Annotated in this window: 13 protein-coding genes; 1 reads left to right on the plus strand and 12 read right to left on the minus strand. The window is 59.5% G+C overall.

The features are described 5' to 3' along the window. Positions 1–106: 106 nt before the first annotated feature. The 7 genes from astE to AC3WK5_RS26410 all read right to left on the minus strand — a co-directional run bounded on the left by astE (position 107) and on the right by AC3WK5_RS26410 (position 8,106). A complete protein-coding gene (gene astE, locus AC3WK5_RS26380) occupies positions 107–1,117 on the minus strand; it encodes a succinylglutamate desuccinylase (RefSeq protein ID WP_103314933.1) in 1,011 nt (336 codons plus the stop codon). Positions 1,118–1,129: 12 nt separating this feature from the next. Further along, positions 1,130–1,417: a hypothetical protein gene (locus tag AC3WK5_RS26385; RefSeq protein WP_019693158.1), complete on the minus strand. Its 288-nt coding sequence runs from the start codon at positions 1,415–1,417 to the stop codon at positions 1,130–1,132. A 63-nt stretch (positions 1,418–1,480) separates the two neighbouring features. Beyond that, the gene (gene astB, locus AC3WK5_RS26390) at positions 1,481–2,827 is read right to left on the minus strand and encodes an N-succinylarginine dihydrolase (protein ID WP_054593617.1); all 1,347 of its coding nucleotides are present in this window, start codon (positions 2,825–2,827) and stop codon (positions 1,481–1,483) included. 180 nt (positions 2,828–3,007) lie between these two features. Beyond that, positions 3,008–4,477, minus strand: coding sequence for a succinylglutamate-semialdehyde dehydrogenase (gene astD, locus AC3WK5_RS26395; protein WP_177474847.1), 1,470 nt, complete (start codon positions 4,475–4,477; stop codon positions 3,008–3,010). Next, a complete protein-coding gene (gene astA, locus AC3WK5_RS26400) occupies positions 4,474–5,499 on the minus strand; it encodes an arginine N-succinyltransferase (protein WP_054593619.1) in 1,026 nt (341 codons plus the stop codon). Before astA ends, astD begins: the two co-directional genes overlap by 4 nt. Positions 5,500–5,567: 68 nt before the next feature. Further along, positions 5,568–6,587: an arginine/ornithine succinyltransferase subunit alpha gene (aruF, locus tag AC3WK5_RS26405; protein ID WP_103314935.1), complete on the minus strand. Its 1,020-nt coding sequence runs from the start codon at positions 6,585–6,587 to the stop codon at positions 5,568–5,570. Between the two features lie 298 nt (positions 6,588–6,885). Continuing rightward, positions 6,886–8,106 carry an aspartate aminotransferase family protein gene (locus tag AC3WK5_RS26410; RefSeq protein ID WP_054593620.1) on the minus strand — a complete coding sequence of 407 codons (1,221 nt, stop codon included), beginning with the start codon at positions 8,104–8,106 and terminating at the stop codon, positions 6,886–6,888. 287 nt (positions 8,107–8,393) lie between these two features. Between AC3WK5_RS26410 and AC3WK5_RS26415 the strand changes: the two genes are divergently transcribed. Further along, complete coding sequence (locus AC3WK5_RS26415) at positions 8,394–13,109, plus strand: dermonecrotic toxin domain-containing protein (protein WP_103314936.1); 4,716 nt, start codon at positions 8,394–8,396, stop codon at positions 13,107–13,109. Between the two features lie 33 nt (positions 13,110–13,142). Here the strand turns inward: AC3WK5_RS26415 and argR are convergent, their stop codons facing one another. The 5 genes from argR to AC3WK5_RS26440 all read right to left on the minus strand — a co-directional run bounded on the left by argR (position 13,143) and on the right by AC3WK5_RS26440 (position 17,289). Further along, positions 13,143–14,123 carry a transcriptional regulator ArgR gene (gene argR, locus AC3WK5_RS26420; protein WP_054593622.1) on the minus strand — a complete coding sequence of 327 codons (981 nt, stop codon included), beginning with the start codon at positions 14,121–14,123 and terminating at the stop codon, positions 13,143–13,145. A 112-nt stretch (positions 14,124–14,235) separates the two neighbouring features. Next, positions 14,236–15,000 (minus strand): ABC transporter ATP-binding protein, encoded by a 765-nt coding sequence (locus AC3WK5_RS26425; RefSeq protein WP_019693166.1) that lies wholly within the window; start codon positions 14,998–15,000, stop codon positions 14,236–14,238. 36 nt (positions 15,001–15,036) lie between these two features. Then, a complete protein-coding gene (locus tag AC3WK5_RS26430) occupies positions 15,037–15,735 on the minus strand; it encodes an ABC transporter permease (RefSeq protein ID WP_019693167.1) in 699 nt (232 codons plus the stop codon). Then, positions 15,732–16,421, minus strand: a complete 690-nt coding sequence (locus AC3WK5_RS26435; protein WP_019693168.1) for an ABC transporter permease — start codon at positions 16,419–16,421, stop codon at positions 15,732–15,734. The genes AC3WK5_RS26430 and AC3WK5_RS26435 overlap by 4 nt, the downstream gene beginning before the upstream one ends. A gap of 91 nt (positions 16,422–16,512) precedes the next feature. Continuing rightward, positions 16,513–17,289: an ABC transporter substrate-binding protein gene (locus AC3WK5_RS26440; protein WP_054593623.1), complete on the minus strand. Its 777-nt coding sequence runs from the start codon at positions 17,287–17,289 to the stop codon at positions 16,513–16,515. Positions 17,290–17,751: the final 462 nt, after the last annotated feature.

Here is a 17,751-nt window from a genome sequence, read left to right on the forward strand (position 1 = left end):
CCTGATGAAAAACCAGAGCGAATACCAACCGAATCGACCGTTGCAGGGTTGTCCTGCAACATAGAATCTCCCACATTAGATCTTTATCGGGATCGAGATGCTGGTCTCAGGCTAGATCGTCGTCGGTGGTCGGGATAATCAGGATACCGGCGCGCAGGCCGTTCTTGACCTTCGGGTTCGGGAAGATGATTCGCGCACCCTCCTCCTCGACGATCCAGCGGGTCTGGGCGATGTCCTCGGCCAGCAGATAACCCTTTTTCAGTTCCGAGAAGTTCTCGATGTCCGCCGGCAGGTTCAAGTGGAAGCTGTCGCTGTGCTTGATGATTTCCCGCGCCACGCTGAACAGCTGCAAGCCATCCAGGCTCTGTTCTGCTGACTCCGGTTCGGTGCCTTCGATGATCTGCTTCAAAAGGGTTTCAAGGCGCGAGACGTTGACCCCGTCGTTCTGCCCGAACGGCCGGGCTTTACCCAGCTCAAGGGTGAAAGACTCGGCATCGAGCTTGTCGTAGGTGTACGAACTGAAAACGATGGACGGTTTGTTCTGCAACAGCACCGCCTCCATGCCGGCAGCGCGCAGGCGAGCCAGTTCATGACGGGAATGCTGACGGCCTTCTTTCCAGGGATACAGCGCGAACTGCTCGATCTTCGAGCCACGGATCGCGGTGTGCAGATCGTAGTGCAACCGGGCGCGGTCGGGCAGATTGAAGAAACTCGCTGCCAGACGCTCCAGCTCACAGGCTCGCAGCGCTTCAGAGCCACTGCTGAGTTCGTGACGGCCGTTGAACAGCCGATTGACGTCCTGCTCGATAAAACGCTCGCCGCGACGCATGGCGTCAGGGTTGCCGAACAGGAACAGAATACGTGCGCGCGGCTTCAACTCTCCGCGGGCGATGTCATGCAACAGGCGATCGAGTAACTCGATCGGCGCTGTTTCGTTACCGTGGATGCCGGCCGACAACAGCAAGTCCAGGCCATTGTCACGAGCCTCGGGTGGCCGGACTTCCAGCGCTCCTTCGCTCAGCCAGCGCATCCGCACGCCTTCGACAGTCAGTTGAGTCTTCTCCGCCGGTTCACGGCCGGCGAGGGTCAGTTCAAGCAGTTTGCCGAGGGCGAGCATAGAGCGAATTCCTTAGTGATCGTGTTTGCAATCCGGGCCGTGCACGTGGTCTTCGTCACCGATTTCAGCCGGTTCCATTTCCAGTTGCAGACTTACCAGATTAGTCGCCAATGGGCGCAGCAGCAGGTTCGCGTATTCGGCATCGCCTTCTTCGACGTCAACGCCGATCAGCAGCTGGCCACGGCCGTCGTGCTGGATCCACAACTCTTTGCCCTGCCACATTACCGCAACGCGGGTGCAAGAGGTTTCCAGCTGAGTGCCGTCGGTGTCTTCAAGAATCAGCTGCAGGGTATCGCTCATTTTTACGTTCTCATCGGGAGATAAAGCAACGCGTCCGGCTCTTCATGAGCAGGACGCGGGCTTTCAATTGATCTGGAATGGATAAACCGCGCCCAGTTTAAGGATTTGCGTCAGTTCATCCAGTGCCGTCCGGCACTCAAGCAACAATTGTGGGTCCGCCAGATCGCTTTCGGTCATGCGGTCACGGTAGTGCTTGTCGACCCATTGGGTCAGCGTGCCATACAACGGCGGGGTCATGATAACCCCTGGGTTGACCGCCGCCAGCTCGGTTTCATTCAGTGCGACACGTAACCGCAGGCAAGCAGGGCCACCGCCGTTCTGCATGCTTTGCTTGAGATCGAAGACTTTCACTTCGCGAATCAGGCCGCCAGAGCTGGTCAGCTCTTGCAGGTACTGCCAGACGCGCGGGTTGTTCTGGCACTCTTGCGGCACGATCAGCAGCATCGAACCGTCAGCGCGCGACAGCAACTGGCTGTTGAACAGGTAAGAACGCACGGCGTCTTCGACCGACACCTGGGAACGCGGTACGCAGATCGCCTTGAACTGACCGCCACGCTTGGCCAGCTTGGCCGACAGTTCAGCCAGCATCTGCTCGGTGTCGAGGAATGCGTCCTCGTGATAGAACAGCGCTTCACCGTTACCCACCGCGATCACGTCGTTGTGGAACACGCCTTGGTCGATCACCGAAGGATTCTGCTGGGCGAACACCACACCGTCTTCGCTCAAGCCATGCAGACGGGCAACCGCTTGCGACGCTTCGAGGGTCTGACGCGCCGGGTACTTCTGCGGTGCCGGGTAGCGGGTATCGAACGCGCTGCGACCGAACACGAAGAACTCGACACCGGCTTCGCCGTATTCACGGCAGAAGCGTGTGTGGTTGGCTGCGCCTTCATCACCGAACTGCGCCACGGCAGGCAACGCTGCGTGGTGGGCGAAGTGCTTCTGGTCGGCGAACATGGCCCCCAGCACGCGGCTGGTGGTCGGGTGCTCGATGCTGCGGTGATATTTGCAGTTGAGGTTGGCGGCAGTGAAGTGCACACGACCGTCTGCGGTATCAGCGCTCGGGCTGACGGTGGCGGCGTTGGCCACCCACATGCTCGACGCCGAGCAGCTGGCAACCAGCAACGGCATCGCCTGTTTGGCCGCCTGCTCGATTACTTGAGCGTCGGTGCCGCTGAAACCCAGGCTGCGCAGCGCGCCGACATCCGGACGTTCTTGCGGCGCGAGAACGCCTTGCTGAAAGCCCATTTCCATCAGCGCTTTCATTTTCGCCAGGCCTTGCAGCGCTGCTTCCTTCGGATTGGAAGACTGCTGGCTGTTGCTCTGGGACGCGACGTTGCCGTAGGACAGGCCGCCGTAGTTATGGGTCGGCCCCACTAGACCGTCAAAATTGACTTCATAGGATTTCATCAGCGAGGCTCCACGAATCTGGTTTTTATAGGCATCAGTAACTGTTCAATGCGACCGAGTTGCGGCCTTCGCGAGCAAGCCCGCTCCCACAGGGTCCGTACAGACCTTCAGAGGCCGGCTTACCCCACCCTCCAGTCTTGCATCAACCTTGTGGGAGCGGGCTTGCTCGCGAAAGCGGTCTTACGACATCCGCACGCCTGGGGTCAGGGCGGCCGGCAGGGTCAGGCTTGGGGTTTCCAGCGAGGCCACCGGGTACGCGCAGTAATCCGCGGCGTAATAGGCACTGGCGCGATGGTTGCCCGAGGCACCCACACCGCCGAACGGTGCGCTGCTCGCGGCGCCGGTCAGCTGCTTGTTCCAGTTGACGATACCGGCGCGGCTTTCCAGCCAGAACTGCTGATAACGCGCTTCGGAATCCGACAGCAAACCTGCTGCCAGACCGTATTGGGTGTTGTTGGCTTCCGCGATCGCCGCCTCGAAATCAGCGTAACGGATCACTTGCAGCAACGGGCCGAACAGCTCTTCGTCAGGACGATCGGCAACCGCGCTCACGTCAAGAATGCCCGGGGTCAGCAACGCGGCGTTGGCCTGTGGCTGGGTCATTTTCAGCAGCGGCACGGCGCCGTTGGCGAGCAAGTGTTCTTGCGCATCCATCAGTGCCTTGGCAGCGGCCAGCGAAACCACCGAGCCCATGAACGGTGCCGGTTGCTGATCAAATGCGCCGACGTCAATGGTCGCGCTGACCGCCACCAGACGCGCCAGCAGCGTGTCGCCCCAGGCGCCTTGCGGTACCAGCAAGCGACGGGCGCAGGTGCAACGCTGACCGGCAGAAATGAACGCCGACTGAATAATGGTGTACACCGCAGCGTCGAGGTCTGCGACCTGATCGACCACCAGCGGGTTGTTGCCGCCCATCTCCAGCGCGAGGATCTTGTCCGGACGACCAGAGAACTGCGCATGCAAGTGGTTGCCGGTACGGCTGGAGCCGGTAAAGAACAGACCGTCGATACCCGGATTGGCCGCCAGGGCGATCCCGGTTTCACGCGCGCCTTGCAGCAGGTTCAGCACGCCAGCAGGCAGGCCGGCTTCGATCCAGCACTTGACCGTCAGCTCGGCGACTTTCGGGGTCAGCTCGCTTGGCTTGAACAGCACACTGTTACCGGCCAGCAGCGCCGGAACAATGTGACCGTTCGGCAAATGCCCAGGGAAGTTGTAAGGACCAAACACCGCCACCACGCCGTGAGGCTTGTGGCGCAGCACGGCAGTGGCGTCGCCCAGCGGGCCGCTCTTTTCGCCGGTACGCTCGCGGTAGCTCTGCACCGAAATAGCAATCTTGTTGACCATGCTGGTCACTTCAGTCGCGGCTTCCCACAGCGGCTTACCGGTTTCTTCACCGATGCAGTGAGCCAGTTCGTCAGCGTGTTTTTTCAGGCTGGCGGCAAAGGCTTCCAGCACGCCGATGCGATCTTCCAGGGAACGTTTGGCCCAGGCCGGGAAGGCCTGCCGTGCGGCTTGCACGGCGCTTTCGACCTGAGCAGCGCTGGCGCCCTGCCCCGACCACAGCACTTGCTGGGTGACCGGGTTCAGCGATTCGAACATGTCACCCTGGCCCGCCAGCCATTCACCGGCGATGTATAGCGAATTCATTATTTCGACTCCCGAGCAGCAGACAACGGCACGGCACGTACTTGATCGCCGGCATTGAGTTGAAGACGTTTGGCGGTCAACGGGTCGACCACCAGGGTACCGGCGGCAAAGCGTGCGGGAGCGGCAGTGATCCGGCAGTCTTCGCGTTTACGGTTGTGAATCAAAAATGGTGTGGCGTCATCACCCGGAGTGCCGATGGCCAATACCAGCGCCTGGCTGTCGCGGACTGCGCGGATCTTGCCGGTTTCGCATTCAACGGCAGGACCGGCGTCGAAGATGTCGACGTAACCCTGGTAGCTGAAGCCTTCGCTCTTGAGCATCGCCAGCGCCGGCTCGGTATCAGGGTGAACCTTACCGATCACATTGCGCGCGTCTTCAGAGAGGAAGCAGGTGTACAACGGGAATTTCGGCATCAGCTCGGCGATGAACGCCTTGTTACCCACGCCCGTCAGGTAATCGGCCTGGCTGAATTCCATTTTGAAGAAGTGCCGACCCAGGCTTTCCCAGAACGGCGAGCGGCCGGCTTCATCGGACACACCGCGCATTTCGGCGATGATCTTGTTGCCGAACAGCTGCGGGAATTCAGCGATGAACAGCATCCGCGCCTTGGCCAACATGCGGCCATTGAGGCCGGAACGGTAATCGGCGTGCAGGAACAACGAGCACAACTCGGAATTACCGGTCAGGTCGTTGGCCAGGAACAGCGTCGGGATTTCGCGATAGATGTTCAGCTCTTGCGACGCGCTGACGGTCAGACCGACCCGAAAGTTGTACCAAGGCTCACGCAGGCCGACAGCGCCGGCAATCGCGGAAATGCCCACCACGCGACCGTTATCGTCTTCGAGCACGAACAGGTAGTCCGCGTCGCCGCGCCCCGCTTCGCCGCGAAAGGTCTTTTCGGCCCAGCCAACCCGATGAGCCAGACGCTCTTCGTTGGCCGGCAAGGTGGTCAGGCCGGTGCCGGTGCTGCGGGCCAGGTCGATCAGCGCGGGTAAATCGCTGCTGCGTACGGGACGAACGATCATGCTATCTCCTCAAACGGGTCGCTCAGGCCACCCGTAAAACTCTCTGCTCTTAAGCCTGAAATCGGCCCTTAAACTGCCACCAGGCGCACGCTGGCACCTTCACCGACACCCAAGGCCTCGGCGGCTTCAAGATCCAGGGTTACCGGTTTGCCCGGCGCATAATCCAGCTCGAGCAATACCGCGCGGTAATCCTGCAACTGAGCATTGGCCACCAGGTACTGACGACCGGCACCTTTGACCGGCTCACCGATTTTCACCGGCACCACACGGCTCTGGGCGATCGAACGGATCCCCGAGACACGTGCGTGCAGGGTTGGGCCGCCGTCGAAAATGTCGATGTAGTGATCGGTCTCGAAGCCTTCGCGCATCAGGATGTCGAAGGTGATCTGCGCCCGTGGGTGCACCTGGCCCATCGCCTCTTGGGCGGCGTCCGGCAGCAGCGGCACGTAGATCGGGTAATGCGGCATCAGTTCGGCGAGGAAAGTCCGGCTCTTGAGCCCGCACAGACGCTCGGCTGCGGCGTAGTTGAGGTCGAAGAAGTTGCGACCGATGGCATCCCAGAACGGCGAATCGCCATTTTCGTCGCTGTAACCGACGATCTCGGTGACCACCGAATCAGCGAAACGCTCCGGATGGCTGGCGACGAACAGCAGGCGACCGCGAGAGTTGAGTTCCGACCAAGGCGAACCGACCAGCTCCGGCAGCACGTAGAAACTGGTCAGCAGGCTGTTGCCGGTCAGGTCGTGGCACTGGGAGAGCACATGAATCTTGTTATGAATCTTCAGCTCGCGAGAGGCGTGCACGAAGGTTTCATTACGGAAGCTGTAGAACGGCTCCGAATAGCCGGCCGACGCGACGATGGCCGAGCAGCCCACCAGTTTGCCGGTGGCGGTGTCTTCGAGGACGAAGAAATAGCTTTCTTCACCGTTGAAGCTGACCTCGGCAGCGAACGACGCTTCGCTTGCGGCGATCTTGTCGCTCAAGCGTTCGACATCATCCGGCAAGGAGGTGACACCAATCGGGCTGTCCGCAGCCAGACGCTGTACCTCGCCCAGATCAGCCATTTGCGCGGGGCGCATCACCAGCATGGTGTCACTCCTTTCTCGAAAAACTCTTTGAGGAAAATAAACCGGGCCGGCCTTGAGTCACTCCGACTCAAGTGTGGGAGCAAACTTGTGTGGCGAGGGGGCTTGCCCCCGTTCGATTGCGAAGCAATCGTAAACCGGTCTCCACTTTCTGATTCAAGAGTGTGGTGACTGGTTTTAGGGGAGCTTCGCACCCCAACGGGGGCAAGCCCCCTCGCCACACAGGCTCGCTCCCACATAAGAACCGGCCCGGCATAAGAATTTGGTTCGACGCCTGAATGATCAGGCGTCGAAGGGACTATCAGGCTTGAGTCAGTTTGGCCACGGCGCGTTCGAAGCGCTCCAGGCCCTCTTCGATGTCCGCATCTTCAACCACCAGGCTTGGCGCGAAGCGAATCACGTCCGGGCCGGCTTGCAGAATCATCAAGCCTTCACGTTCAGCCGCGTTGAACACGTCCTTGGCCTTGCCTTTCCAGGCCTCGCTCAAGACGCAACCGAGCAACAGGCCCAGGCCACGCACTTGAGTGAACAGGCCGTACTTGGCGCCGATCTGCTCCAGGCGAGTCTTGAACAGGTCGTGCTTGGCTTTGACGCCATTCAGCACTTCAGGGGTGTTGACCACGTCGATCACCGCTTCAGCGACGGCGCACGCCAGCGGGTTGCCGCCGTAAGTGGTGCCGTGAGTGCCAACGACCAGGTGTTTGGCCAGGTCTTCGGTGGTCAGCATCGCCGCGATCGGGAAACCGCCGCCCAGGCTCTTGGCGCTGGTCAGGATGTCCGGCGTCACGCCGTAATGCTGGTAGGCGAACAGCTCGCCGCTGCGGCCCATACCGGTTTGTACTTCGTCGAAAATCAGCAGTGCGTTGTGTTGGGTGCACAGCTCGCGGGCGCCTTGCAGGTACGCAAGATCAGCCGGCAATACGCCGCCTTCGCCCTGGATCGGCTCCAGTACTACCGCGCAGGTCTTGTCGGAAATGGCCGCTTTGAGCGCGTCCAGATCGTTGAACTTGACGTGAGTGATGCCGGTGATTTTCGGACCGAAACCGTCGGAGTACTTCGACTGGCCACCGACGTTCACGGTGAACAGGGTGCGACCGTGGAAGCTGTTGAGCGCGGCGATGATTTCGTATTTCTCTGAACCGAAACGATCGTGGGCAACACGACGGGCCAGCTTGAAGGCGGCCTCGTTGGCTTCGGCGCCAGAGTTGCAGAAGAACACACGATCGGCAAAAGTCGCGTCGATCAGCTTATGGGCCAGGCGCAAGGCCGGCTCATTGGTGAACACGTTGGACACGTGCCACAGCTTGTTCGCTTGCTCGGTCAAGGCACCGACCAGTGCCGGGTGGGCGTGACCCAATACGTTAACCGCAATCCCGCCGGCGAAGTCGATCAGCTCGCGGCCAGACTGGTCCCAAACGCGGGAACCGGCGCCACGTACCGGAATGAAAGCGGCTGGCGCGTAGTTGGGAACCATTACCTGGTCAAAATCGGCGCGTTGTACCGCAGCGTGCTCAACGGACATCGGAGTCTCCTGATGAGAAACACCCGCCTGAAACTGGCGAGCGATGAGGGGGATTGTAAGGACAGTTTTCAGCCCGGCCTTGCCGCCAAGCGACAACTTCTTATAGCGCAAACACAGGTTTGAGCCGGGTTTACGGCAATGCGACAAATAGCGTCGCAAAGGCGCAGTTTAAACTGCCGGAGTACGTTATAGGCAGGCTTGTCCAGCCGGACGGTAATTATGTACTGCACGGAGCACATCGCCGTTTGTTTTCCTTGTGTCTACTTCAAACGCCAAGGAATCGGCCCATGACTCAACACGACGACGAGCTTGCCGCTCATCCGGACAGCCACTACCAACACCTTTCCACACTCCTCCCGACCTGGGTCTTACAAGCGTCGCCCGAGACGCGCAACGCGCTGAAAAACGCCAGGCTCGAAACGCCTCACCGGTATCGCAACGCGACCCGCCTGCAACTGCAGACACTGAACGCACTCAACACCGAACACTGGTCCCATCGAAACCCGCTGGAGCAGATGCTGAGTAAACTGCAAAACGCTCGCGCCTTCGCCGAACCGCTGCTGAGCGAAGCGTTGAAAACCCGCTTCGGCCTGGAGCTGGACGTCAAGAGCACCTTCCTGCGCCTGTACATCCCCCAGACCATCCCCTGGCTCCCGGTCAAATCCGGTGCCGCGCGCACCTGGACAGTGTCATTGCTCGACGCTGCCCAGCACAACTTCCAGGCATCGGAGACTGAGGTGGACGCCTACGAGCCGGCCTCGGCCTTCATCACCGAACCCTCCGCCACGGGACAGTTCGACACGCTGCCAACGATCAAGCAGCACATCTCCATCGCCGGGTTTACCCGGCTGTGCCGAGAACTGGATATCGGCGGCCAGTACAGCGCCTACCTCAACGACAACCTGGGCGTGACCAATCCGCTGGTCGACGCCGTTTTAAAGCCAAGCGTCAAGAACGCGCAGCAAGCCGCACTCAAGTCGGCACTGCACCAGGGACTGCTGCGACAGGATATTGAAAACGCTACCTGCGACGCGATTCTCGGCTTCCTGGAGGGACGCCCGGGCATGAAGCTGGACGGCGAGCCGTTGCACTGCCATGACCTGACGATGATGTCTTCGGCGTTGACCGGCATTGTCGTTTTCGCCCCCAATCTTGAACGCTCGCGCCAGGCAACGCGGATCGTGGTCTATCTCCCGGAAGACCCCGAACATCCCGTCAAACAGTATCCCGACACGCTGGCGTTCATGACGGAGCTGACCCGCAAGCTGCGCTCACCCGACTACCAGCGCTTTTTCAGCCAGTTTCTCGACCATCAGGAGAGGGGACATTTTTTCGCCAACCTCAACCGCCGCCTTGGCGCCGTGACCTGGCACCAGCATCAGCACGGCGACCCGCTGCCCAGCTGGCGAGAGACGCCGATCGACAAACCCGACTTGCGATTTTCACTGAGCACGATCAGAACCGACCTGTGGTCCCACCTCTATCAACGACAACTGAACAAGATCCTCAATGATGCGCAAACTATCGCCGTCTCCACCGCCAGCGCCGACCAAAACGCACGATGGGCGCTGTGGGACGCCTTCAGCAAAGTCGCCTCAACGATCCTTGAAGTGGCCGCGTTCGTCGCCCTGCCCTTTGTTCCGTTCCTCGGCGAACTGACACTGGCCTACATGGCCTACCAACTGCTCGACGAGGCTTTTGAAGGCATCGTCGATTGGGCCGAAGGCCTTCAAAAAGAGGCGTTCGGGCACCTGATGGGCGTCGTCGAATCGCTCGTTCAACTGGGGACATTCGCGGTGGGTGGCGTCATTGCCGTTGGAGAGATCAACCCCCTGCTGCCCCGCGACACACTGGCGCTGTTCGACCGACTCATCCCCGCCAAGGCTGCCGACGGCAAAACACGCTACTGGAAGCCGGACCTGACACCTTACGAGCACGCCGCAAACTTGCCGACCGAGGCCAAACCCGATCACCTCGGCCTGTATCAACACCAGGGCCAGACCCTTCTGCCCCTTGAAGACAAGCTCTATGCCGTGCGCTTGAATAGCGAGACCGGCCAGTTTGCACTTCAGCATCCGAGTCGCGCCGACGCTTATCAGCCGCCCCTGCGGCATAACAACCATGGCGCCTGGCAAACCGGATTCGAACAACCGCTGCGCTGGGACCGGGAAACCGTCATGCGTCGCCTCGGCCATAGCGTCGAGTCGTTCAGCAGCGCCGAACGCGAACAGATCCTGCGAATCAGCGGCTTTCACGACAACGTATTGCGCGAAACGCACGTCGAAAACTATCGCCCGCCGTCGCTGCTGACCGACACCATCAAGCGCTTCAAGATCGATCGGGACATTCAAGCCTTGATCGAGCAGACCAGCAGCGACCAACCCGAGCATTATCAGGCCCTGAACCAGCGCAAATCGCTGTTCGAATCTCGCTACCGCGAACTTGAAAAAACCGATGATCAGCAGGTTCAGCTACTGCTCGGTACAGTTCAGAACTTACCGACCGACATCGCGCAAGAACTGCTGAGCAATGCAACAGGCAGCGAGTTGATGAGCCTGCACAACGGTCGAGTGCCGCAGCGACTCAAGGACGTGGCGCTAAAAGCCATGGAGGCCGTGCGTGTCGCCAGAGCCTATGAAGGGTTTTATCTTGAAGACATGGAGTCGGCAGATACCCACCGACTGGCATTGCATAGCCTCGAATCATTGCCCGGCTGGCCCGAGCGCCTGCGCATCGAGGTGAGGGATTATTCGCACGACGGCACCTTGCGCGACAGCATTGGCCAGGCCGACGCGCCGCTCCTCAGAACGCTGGTGCTTGCTGATGACTTCACCTACCAGGTGCACGAGAACAACAAACCATCCGGCGACTTTTATCACGCCATCCTTCTGGCGTTGCCGGATGCAGATCGCACGGCATTGGGCTTCACCCTCGAAGACGGTGAGGCCCTCAAACAGCGCATCGCCGAACACGCTGTAGACCAACCGACGTTACGCACACTGCTCGCAAAACACCCTCATCGAAAACCGTTCTACGACCCGACAACCATGCGCCTGCCGGGTGGCACGCAGGGTTACAGTCGCAACAACCGCACGACGCCGACCCTCAACGACAGGGTTCGCGAGGTTTACCCCAGCCTTTCAGCGGAAGAACTCGAGCCCATGGTCCTGGCACTACAGCGTCATCCCGACGGCGCTCGCGTAGAGCTCTCACGCCTGGCCAACGAGCTCGAACAACTGCATCGGGACCTGGGAACCTGGGTAACCGATACGCCCACCGTCCACCCCGAAACCAGGGTTGCGCTCAGCGATCTGGAGCAACAGGTCGCCCAACACAATCGCCGCTTACTGGCCCAGGAAATCCAGCGTAGCTGGCGCCGACAATCCGATCGGGACTTTGACGCCCCGGATGGCACCGGCCGGTATGTGCTCAGGTTCGCAGAACCAATACTCGGTGATCTGCCGACACTGACTGCCGATTTCAGTCATGTGTCACTGCTGTCTCTGGAGGGCAGTCGTGCGGCACATGGCCTCCACGGATTTCTGCAGAACTTCAAAGGTCTGCACCGTCTCGATTTGCGCCGTTTCTCCCTGACCACCCTCCCCGACGCCATTACCCGAATGCCCAACCTCGACGCGCTGGTGCTCAGTGATTGCGGCATCCAGCTCGACGCTGTCACCTGGTCGAAACTGTCTTCATTGAACAAACTGGTCATGCTCGATCTGTTCAACAATCCGTTCAGTGCGGTGCCCAGCGTCGAATCGATGCCCGAACTCGTTCACCTTGACCTGAGCCATACCGGCCTGACCGACATTCCGGCCAGCATCATGCACCACCCCAAGCTCGACACCGCCAGACTTTCCGGCAACAGGATCAGCGAACTGCCTCGCGAATTATTCGACAGTCCGGCGTACCAAAAACACAGCGTGTTTCTTACGAATAACCCACTCTCCGAGAATGCCCGACAACTGATCAAGCACCACTACGTCGACTCCCTCTTTGACCTGGGGGTCTCTGCCCCCGAGGCGGATATCGAACGAGTCAGGGCGCTGTACCCGAATCTGGAGGTCGAGCAGGCGAGCGACTTTGTGTACGAGTTGCCCGGCACACTGAAAGACGGTCGACTTGAACTGGCAAGCCTGGAAGCAGAGCTCAGTCGGCTCAGCACTGACTTGTCTGCCTGGACGGCCGATCTGCCGGCCCGACACCCGCTGACCGGTGAACCTTTCAATGCACAGCAACAGCTTATCGAGCACTCGAGTCGCGACGAGTTCAAGCAATTGCTGGAACAGTGCTGGCGACATGAAACCGATCTGGATGATTTTAATGAGGCGCTTGAGCCCACGTTTGAACTCGTCATCCCCCTCCTCATCAATGGAGAGCTGCCGACCCTGAGCGCCGACTTCAGCCATGTGACGTCACTGGAGATACTGAGCGCCGATGGCATAACCCGCATCGGAAGTTTTCTGGAGTCCTTTCCCAAGCTCAAAAGTCTCAGGCTTCGCGACTGCAACCTGGGCAACATTCCCGATGCCGTGTTCAAGATGGGGCAACTGCGGTCGTTGTCGTTTCCAGAATGCCGCATCAGTCTGTCAGCGGAATCGGTAAGCGCGCTGGCGGGCATGGAACAGCTCGATTATCTCGATCTGGCCCGCAATCCTCTGGGGCGAACGCCTGACCTCAGCCAGATGACAGGGCTGGCGACCGTGCTGCTGAATGAAACCGGCATCACCGAAATTCCGCACGGCCTGCTGCAAATGACAGAGCTGGACTGGGCCGACCTCAGTGACAACGCCATCACCGAAGTTCCCAGCGATGTATTGGAACTGCCGGTGGAGCTCGCTGAAAACATCACGTTAAGAGGCAATCAATTTTCCGAGGAGAGCCTGTTACGGCTGATCGGTTTCTTCGAACGGACGGGCACCGACTTCGGCGTGCAAGAGGTGATCGACCGAGGTGAAATGCAGGTTTCGTCCACTGACGGCACCGAGATAGACGAGTAAAGCAGCCTTCAGCTCAGGGCGTGGCGTGCCTGATCACCCACGCTCGGACGGCACCGAAGACAATTCGAACGGACTGCTGCTGCGCCGCTGGTTGCGATCTTCCCGCGGCGTGGCGCCGAAGAAGTTGCGGTAGGCGCTGGAGAAATGCGGCCCCGAAGAGAAGCCACACGACAGGCCGATCTGGATGATCGACTTGCTGGTTTGCATCAACATCTGCCGGGCCTTGTTCAGGCGCAATTCCAGGTAGTACTGGCTCGGCACGCGGTTGAGGTACTGCTTGAAAATCCGCTCCAACTGCCGACGGGACACGCACACATGCTGGGCGATTTCGTCGGTGGTCAGCGGTTCTTCGATATTGGCTTCCATCAGCAACACGGCTTGCGTGAGCTTCGGATGGCTGGAGCCGAGGCGATTCTGCAACGGAATGCGCTGACGCTCACCACCTTCACGAATGCGCTCGACCACCAACTCTTCGGACACCGCACCGGCCAGTTCAGCGCCGTGGTCACGGGCCAGCACCGCCAACAACAGATCGAGCACCGACATGCCGCCGCACGCGGTCAGGCGATCGCGATCCCAGTCGAACAGATGGCTGGTAGCGATGACCTTGGGGAAACGCTCGGCGAAATCATCCTGCCAGCGCCAGTGCACCGCCGCACGATAGCCATCGAGCAAACCGAGCTGGGCCAACGGATAAACACCGGCCGACAGGCCGCCAATCACACAACCGGCACGCACCAATTGCTTGAGCGCGCTGCTGAGCGCTGGCGCCAACGTCGTCGGTGGCTCATCGGCCAGCAGGAACAGCTTCTGGAAGTTTTCCAGCTTGCCGGTCCACGCCTCACCCGGCAATTGCCAGGCCCCTTCGGCAGGTGTTTCGGCCTGCAGAAACGAGAGTTCGTAAACAACCTCCGGATGCACGCGCTGAGCAACACGCAAGGCCTCCTCGGCCAGCGCCAGCGTCAAGGCTTTAGTGCTGGGCCAAATCAGGAAACCAATTCGATGGGCAGTCATGGCGGGCAGTCCGAAACGAAAACAGTGTTAAAGCCAAAGGCGGCTGCAACCAAATTAGACCATCTGGCGCGCGGTGCGCAGCATGACCTAATTTGGTGCGTAACGGGAGCGATTACTTCAGGCTACCCGAGAGGAATTGTTGCAGACGTTCGGACTGTGGATTGACCAGCACTTCACGCGGGTTACCGCTTTCTTCAACCACGCCTTTGTGCAGGAACACCAACTGGTTCGACACTTCACGGGCAAAGCCCATTTCGTGCGTCACCACGACCATGGTCCGACCTTCCTGGGCCAGCGCCTGCATCACTTTCAGCACGTCGCCCACCAGCTCCGGGTCGAGTGCCGAGGTCGGTTCGTCGAACAGCATCACCTCAGGTTCCATCGCCAACGCACGGGCAATCGCCACACGCTGCTGCTCACCGCCGGACATATGACCAGGGTAGGCATCTTTACGATGGGACACGCCGACCTTGGCCAGGTACAGCTCGGCCTTTTCACGGGCTTCGGCCTTGGACATGCCGAGGACGTGAACCGGCGCCTCCATGATGTTTTCCATCGCGGTCATGTGCGACCACAGATTGAAATGCTGGAACACCATCGACAACCGCGAACGCATGCGTTGCAGTTGCTTCGGGTCGGCGGCTTTCAGCGCGCCGTCCTTGTTCGCCACCAGTTTCAGCTCTTCGTTGTTGAGCAGAATCTTGCCGGCGTGTGGTTGCTCAAGCAGGTTGATGCAACGCAGGAAAGTACTTTTGCCGGAGCCACTGGAACCGATGATGCTGATCACATCGCCGGCCGCCGCTTTCAGGGACACGCCCTTGAGCACTTCGTGACTGCCATAGCGTTTATGCAGGTCTTGGACTTCAAGTTTGTACATGCTGTCGGTTCTCACAAAAACAGTCAGTCAGTGGTTTCAGTGCTTGCGCGGGGCGAGGTAGCCCAGCCAGCGGTGCTCGGCCATCTTGAACAGGCGCACCAGAATGAACGTCATGCACAGGTAGAACACGCCTGCGGTGATGTAGGCTTCGAACGGCAAGTAGTACTGAGCGTTCACGGTACGCGCGGCACCGGTGATGTCGATCAGAGTCACGATGGACGCCAGACTGGTGGTCTGCAGCATCATGATCACTTCGTTGCTGTACTGCGGCAGCGCCCGGCGCAGGGCCGACGGCAGCAGGATGCGCTTGTACATCTTGAAGCGCGACATGCCCATGGCCTTGGCCGCTTCGATCTCACCATTCGGCGTAGCGCGCAGGCTGCCGGCGATGATTTCAGCGGTGTAGGCACTGGTGTTGATCGCGAAGGCCAGGCACGCACAGAACGTCGCGCTGGACAGCCACGGCCAGAGGAAGCTTTCACGGACCGCTTCGAACTGCGCCAGACCGTAGTAGATCAAGAACAGCTGCACCAGCATCGGCGTGCCGCGGATCACGTAGGTGTAGAGCCAGGCCGACATGTTGACGATCGGCTGCTTGGAAACCCGCATCAAGCCCAGCGGCAAGGCGGCCAGCAAACCGAACAGCAGCGACAGTGCGAGCAGTTTGAGGGTGGTGACCAGGCCGCCGAAGTACAGCGGCAAGGCCTCCCAAATGACGTTGTAGTCGAAGATCATAGATCAGCCGCCCTTACGCCTACCGAGTAGCGCTTCTCAAGGTGACGCAATGCCAGCAACGAGACACTGGTGATCACCAGGTACATCGCGGCCACTGCGAGGAAGAAGGTGAAAGGCTCGCGGGTGGCATCTGCCGCCTGCTTGGCCTTGAACATCATGTCTTGCAGACCGACCACCGAAATCAGCGCAGTCGCCTTGGTCAACACCAGCCAGTTATTGGTAAAGCCCGGAATCGCCAGGCGAATCATCTGTGGCACCAATACCCGGAAAAACACCTGAAAACTGCTCATGCCGTATGCCGCACCGGCTTCTGCCTGGCCTTTGGGGATCGCCATGAAGGCCCCACGGAAGGTTTCCGACAGGTACGCACCGAAGATGAAACCCAGGGTGCCGATACCGGCGACCAACGGGTTCAGGTCGATGTAGTCGTCATAGCCGAGCAATGGCGCAACACGGTTGAGCAAGTCCTGACCGCCGTAGAAAATCAGCAGGATCAGCACCAGATCGGGAATCCCGCGGATCACCGTGGAATACAGATCGCCCAGCCTGGCCAGCCAGCGTATCGGCGACAGGCGCAATGCGACCCCGATCAGACCCAGAACAATGGCCAAGGCCATGGACGACAAGGCGAGCTGAAGCGTCAGCCATGCGCCATCGAGGATGACAGCCCCGTAGCCTTTCAACATGATTCAGGTCCTCGAAAGTTGGGATGAAAAAATGGCGCAAACCTCAGAGATCCTGTTGCTTGCGCCATTTCGGACTGACAGCTGCGACTATTTACTTACCGTAAATATCGAAGTTGAAGTACTTGTCCTGGATTTGCTTGTACTTGCCATTCGCACGAATGGCGACGATGGCGGCGTTGATCTTGTCCAGCTCAGCCTTGTCGCCTTTACGCACGGCAATACCAATGCCGTCGCCGAAGTATTTCTCGTCGGTGAAGGCCGGGCCGACAAACGCGAAGCCCTTGCCCGAGTCGGTTTTCAGGAAGCCGTCATCCAGCAAGGTAGCGTCGGCCACGGTGCCATCGAGGCGACCGGCAGCCACGTCCAGGTAGATTTCGTTCTGCGAGCCGTACGGCTTGATTTCAGCACCCAGCGGCTTCAGGACTTCTTCGGCGAAACGGTTGTGAATCGAACCGCGTTGCACGCCGATTTTCTTGCCCTTGAGCTCGGCCAGGTTGTCGCTGACCTGCGTTCCGGCCTTCATGACCAGACGTGCCGGGGTGTTGTAGTACTTGTTGGTGAAGTCCACGGACTTCTTGCGGTCGTCAGTGATCGACATGGACGACAGGATCGCGTCGATCTTGCGCACTTTGAGTGCTGGGATCAGACCGTCGAACTCTTGCTCGACCCAAACGCACTTGACCTTCATCTCTTCGCACAGGGCGTTGCCGATGTCGTAGTCGAAACCAACGATGCTGCCGTCCGGTGCTTTGGATGCGAACGGAGGGTAAGCCGCCTCGATACCAATTTTCAGAGGCTTTTCATCGGCGAACGTCGGCAGGGACAGCACGGACAGTGCCAGGGCGCCAAGAAGCACGAGTTTCTTCATCTTAGGACTCCATCGGTATAGGGCGAAAACGGCAGAGTGAGCGACAGCCCAATATGCGAATGGGTGGAAATTGAAAGCGGCGCTGCGTCGTAGGATTGTTGCGTTGAGATCTGCTTTGATTTCAACGCAGGCAACGGCGAGCGAGTGATCGGCATTCTAACGACAGGCCCGAAGCCGATATTTCTTCAATGCGACAACAAATTACAGAAGCACTGAGAAACCCGACCGAGCGCATTGACAGCCCTGCAAATTCATGCAAGAGCAAAAGACAGTGAACCGATCTATGCTGCAAATTGCGGGCCTATTATTCGCAAACCCTTCTAATCCGGCAAGCGCAGCGTTATGTCTTATTTTTTAGGTGGCCTGAGGAGGCCCTGGAACGGGGCTTTGCGTTTCCCAATGCCTCGAAAGCGGGCGAGCGGTTACACATTTAGTTACTTGAGACCGGCCGGGTAACAGTGG

Source organism: Pseudomonas sp. FW306-02-D09B (assembly GCF_058782685.1).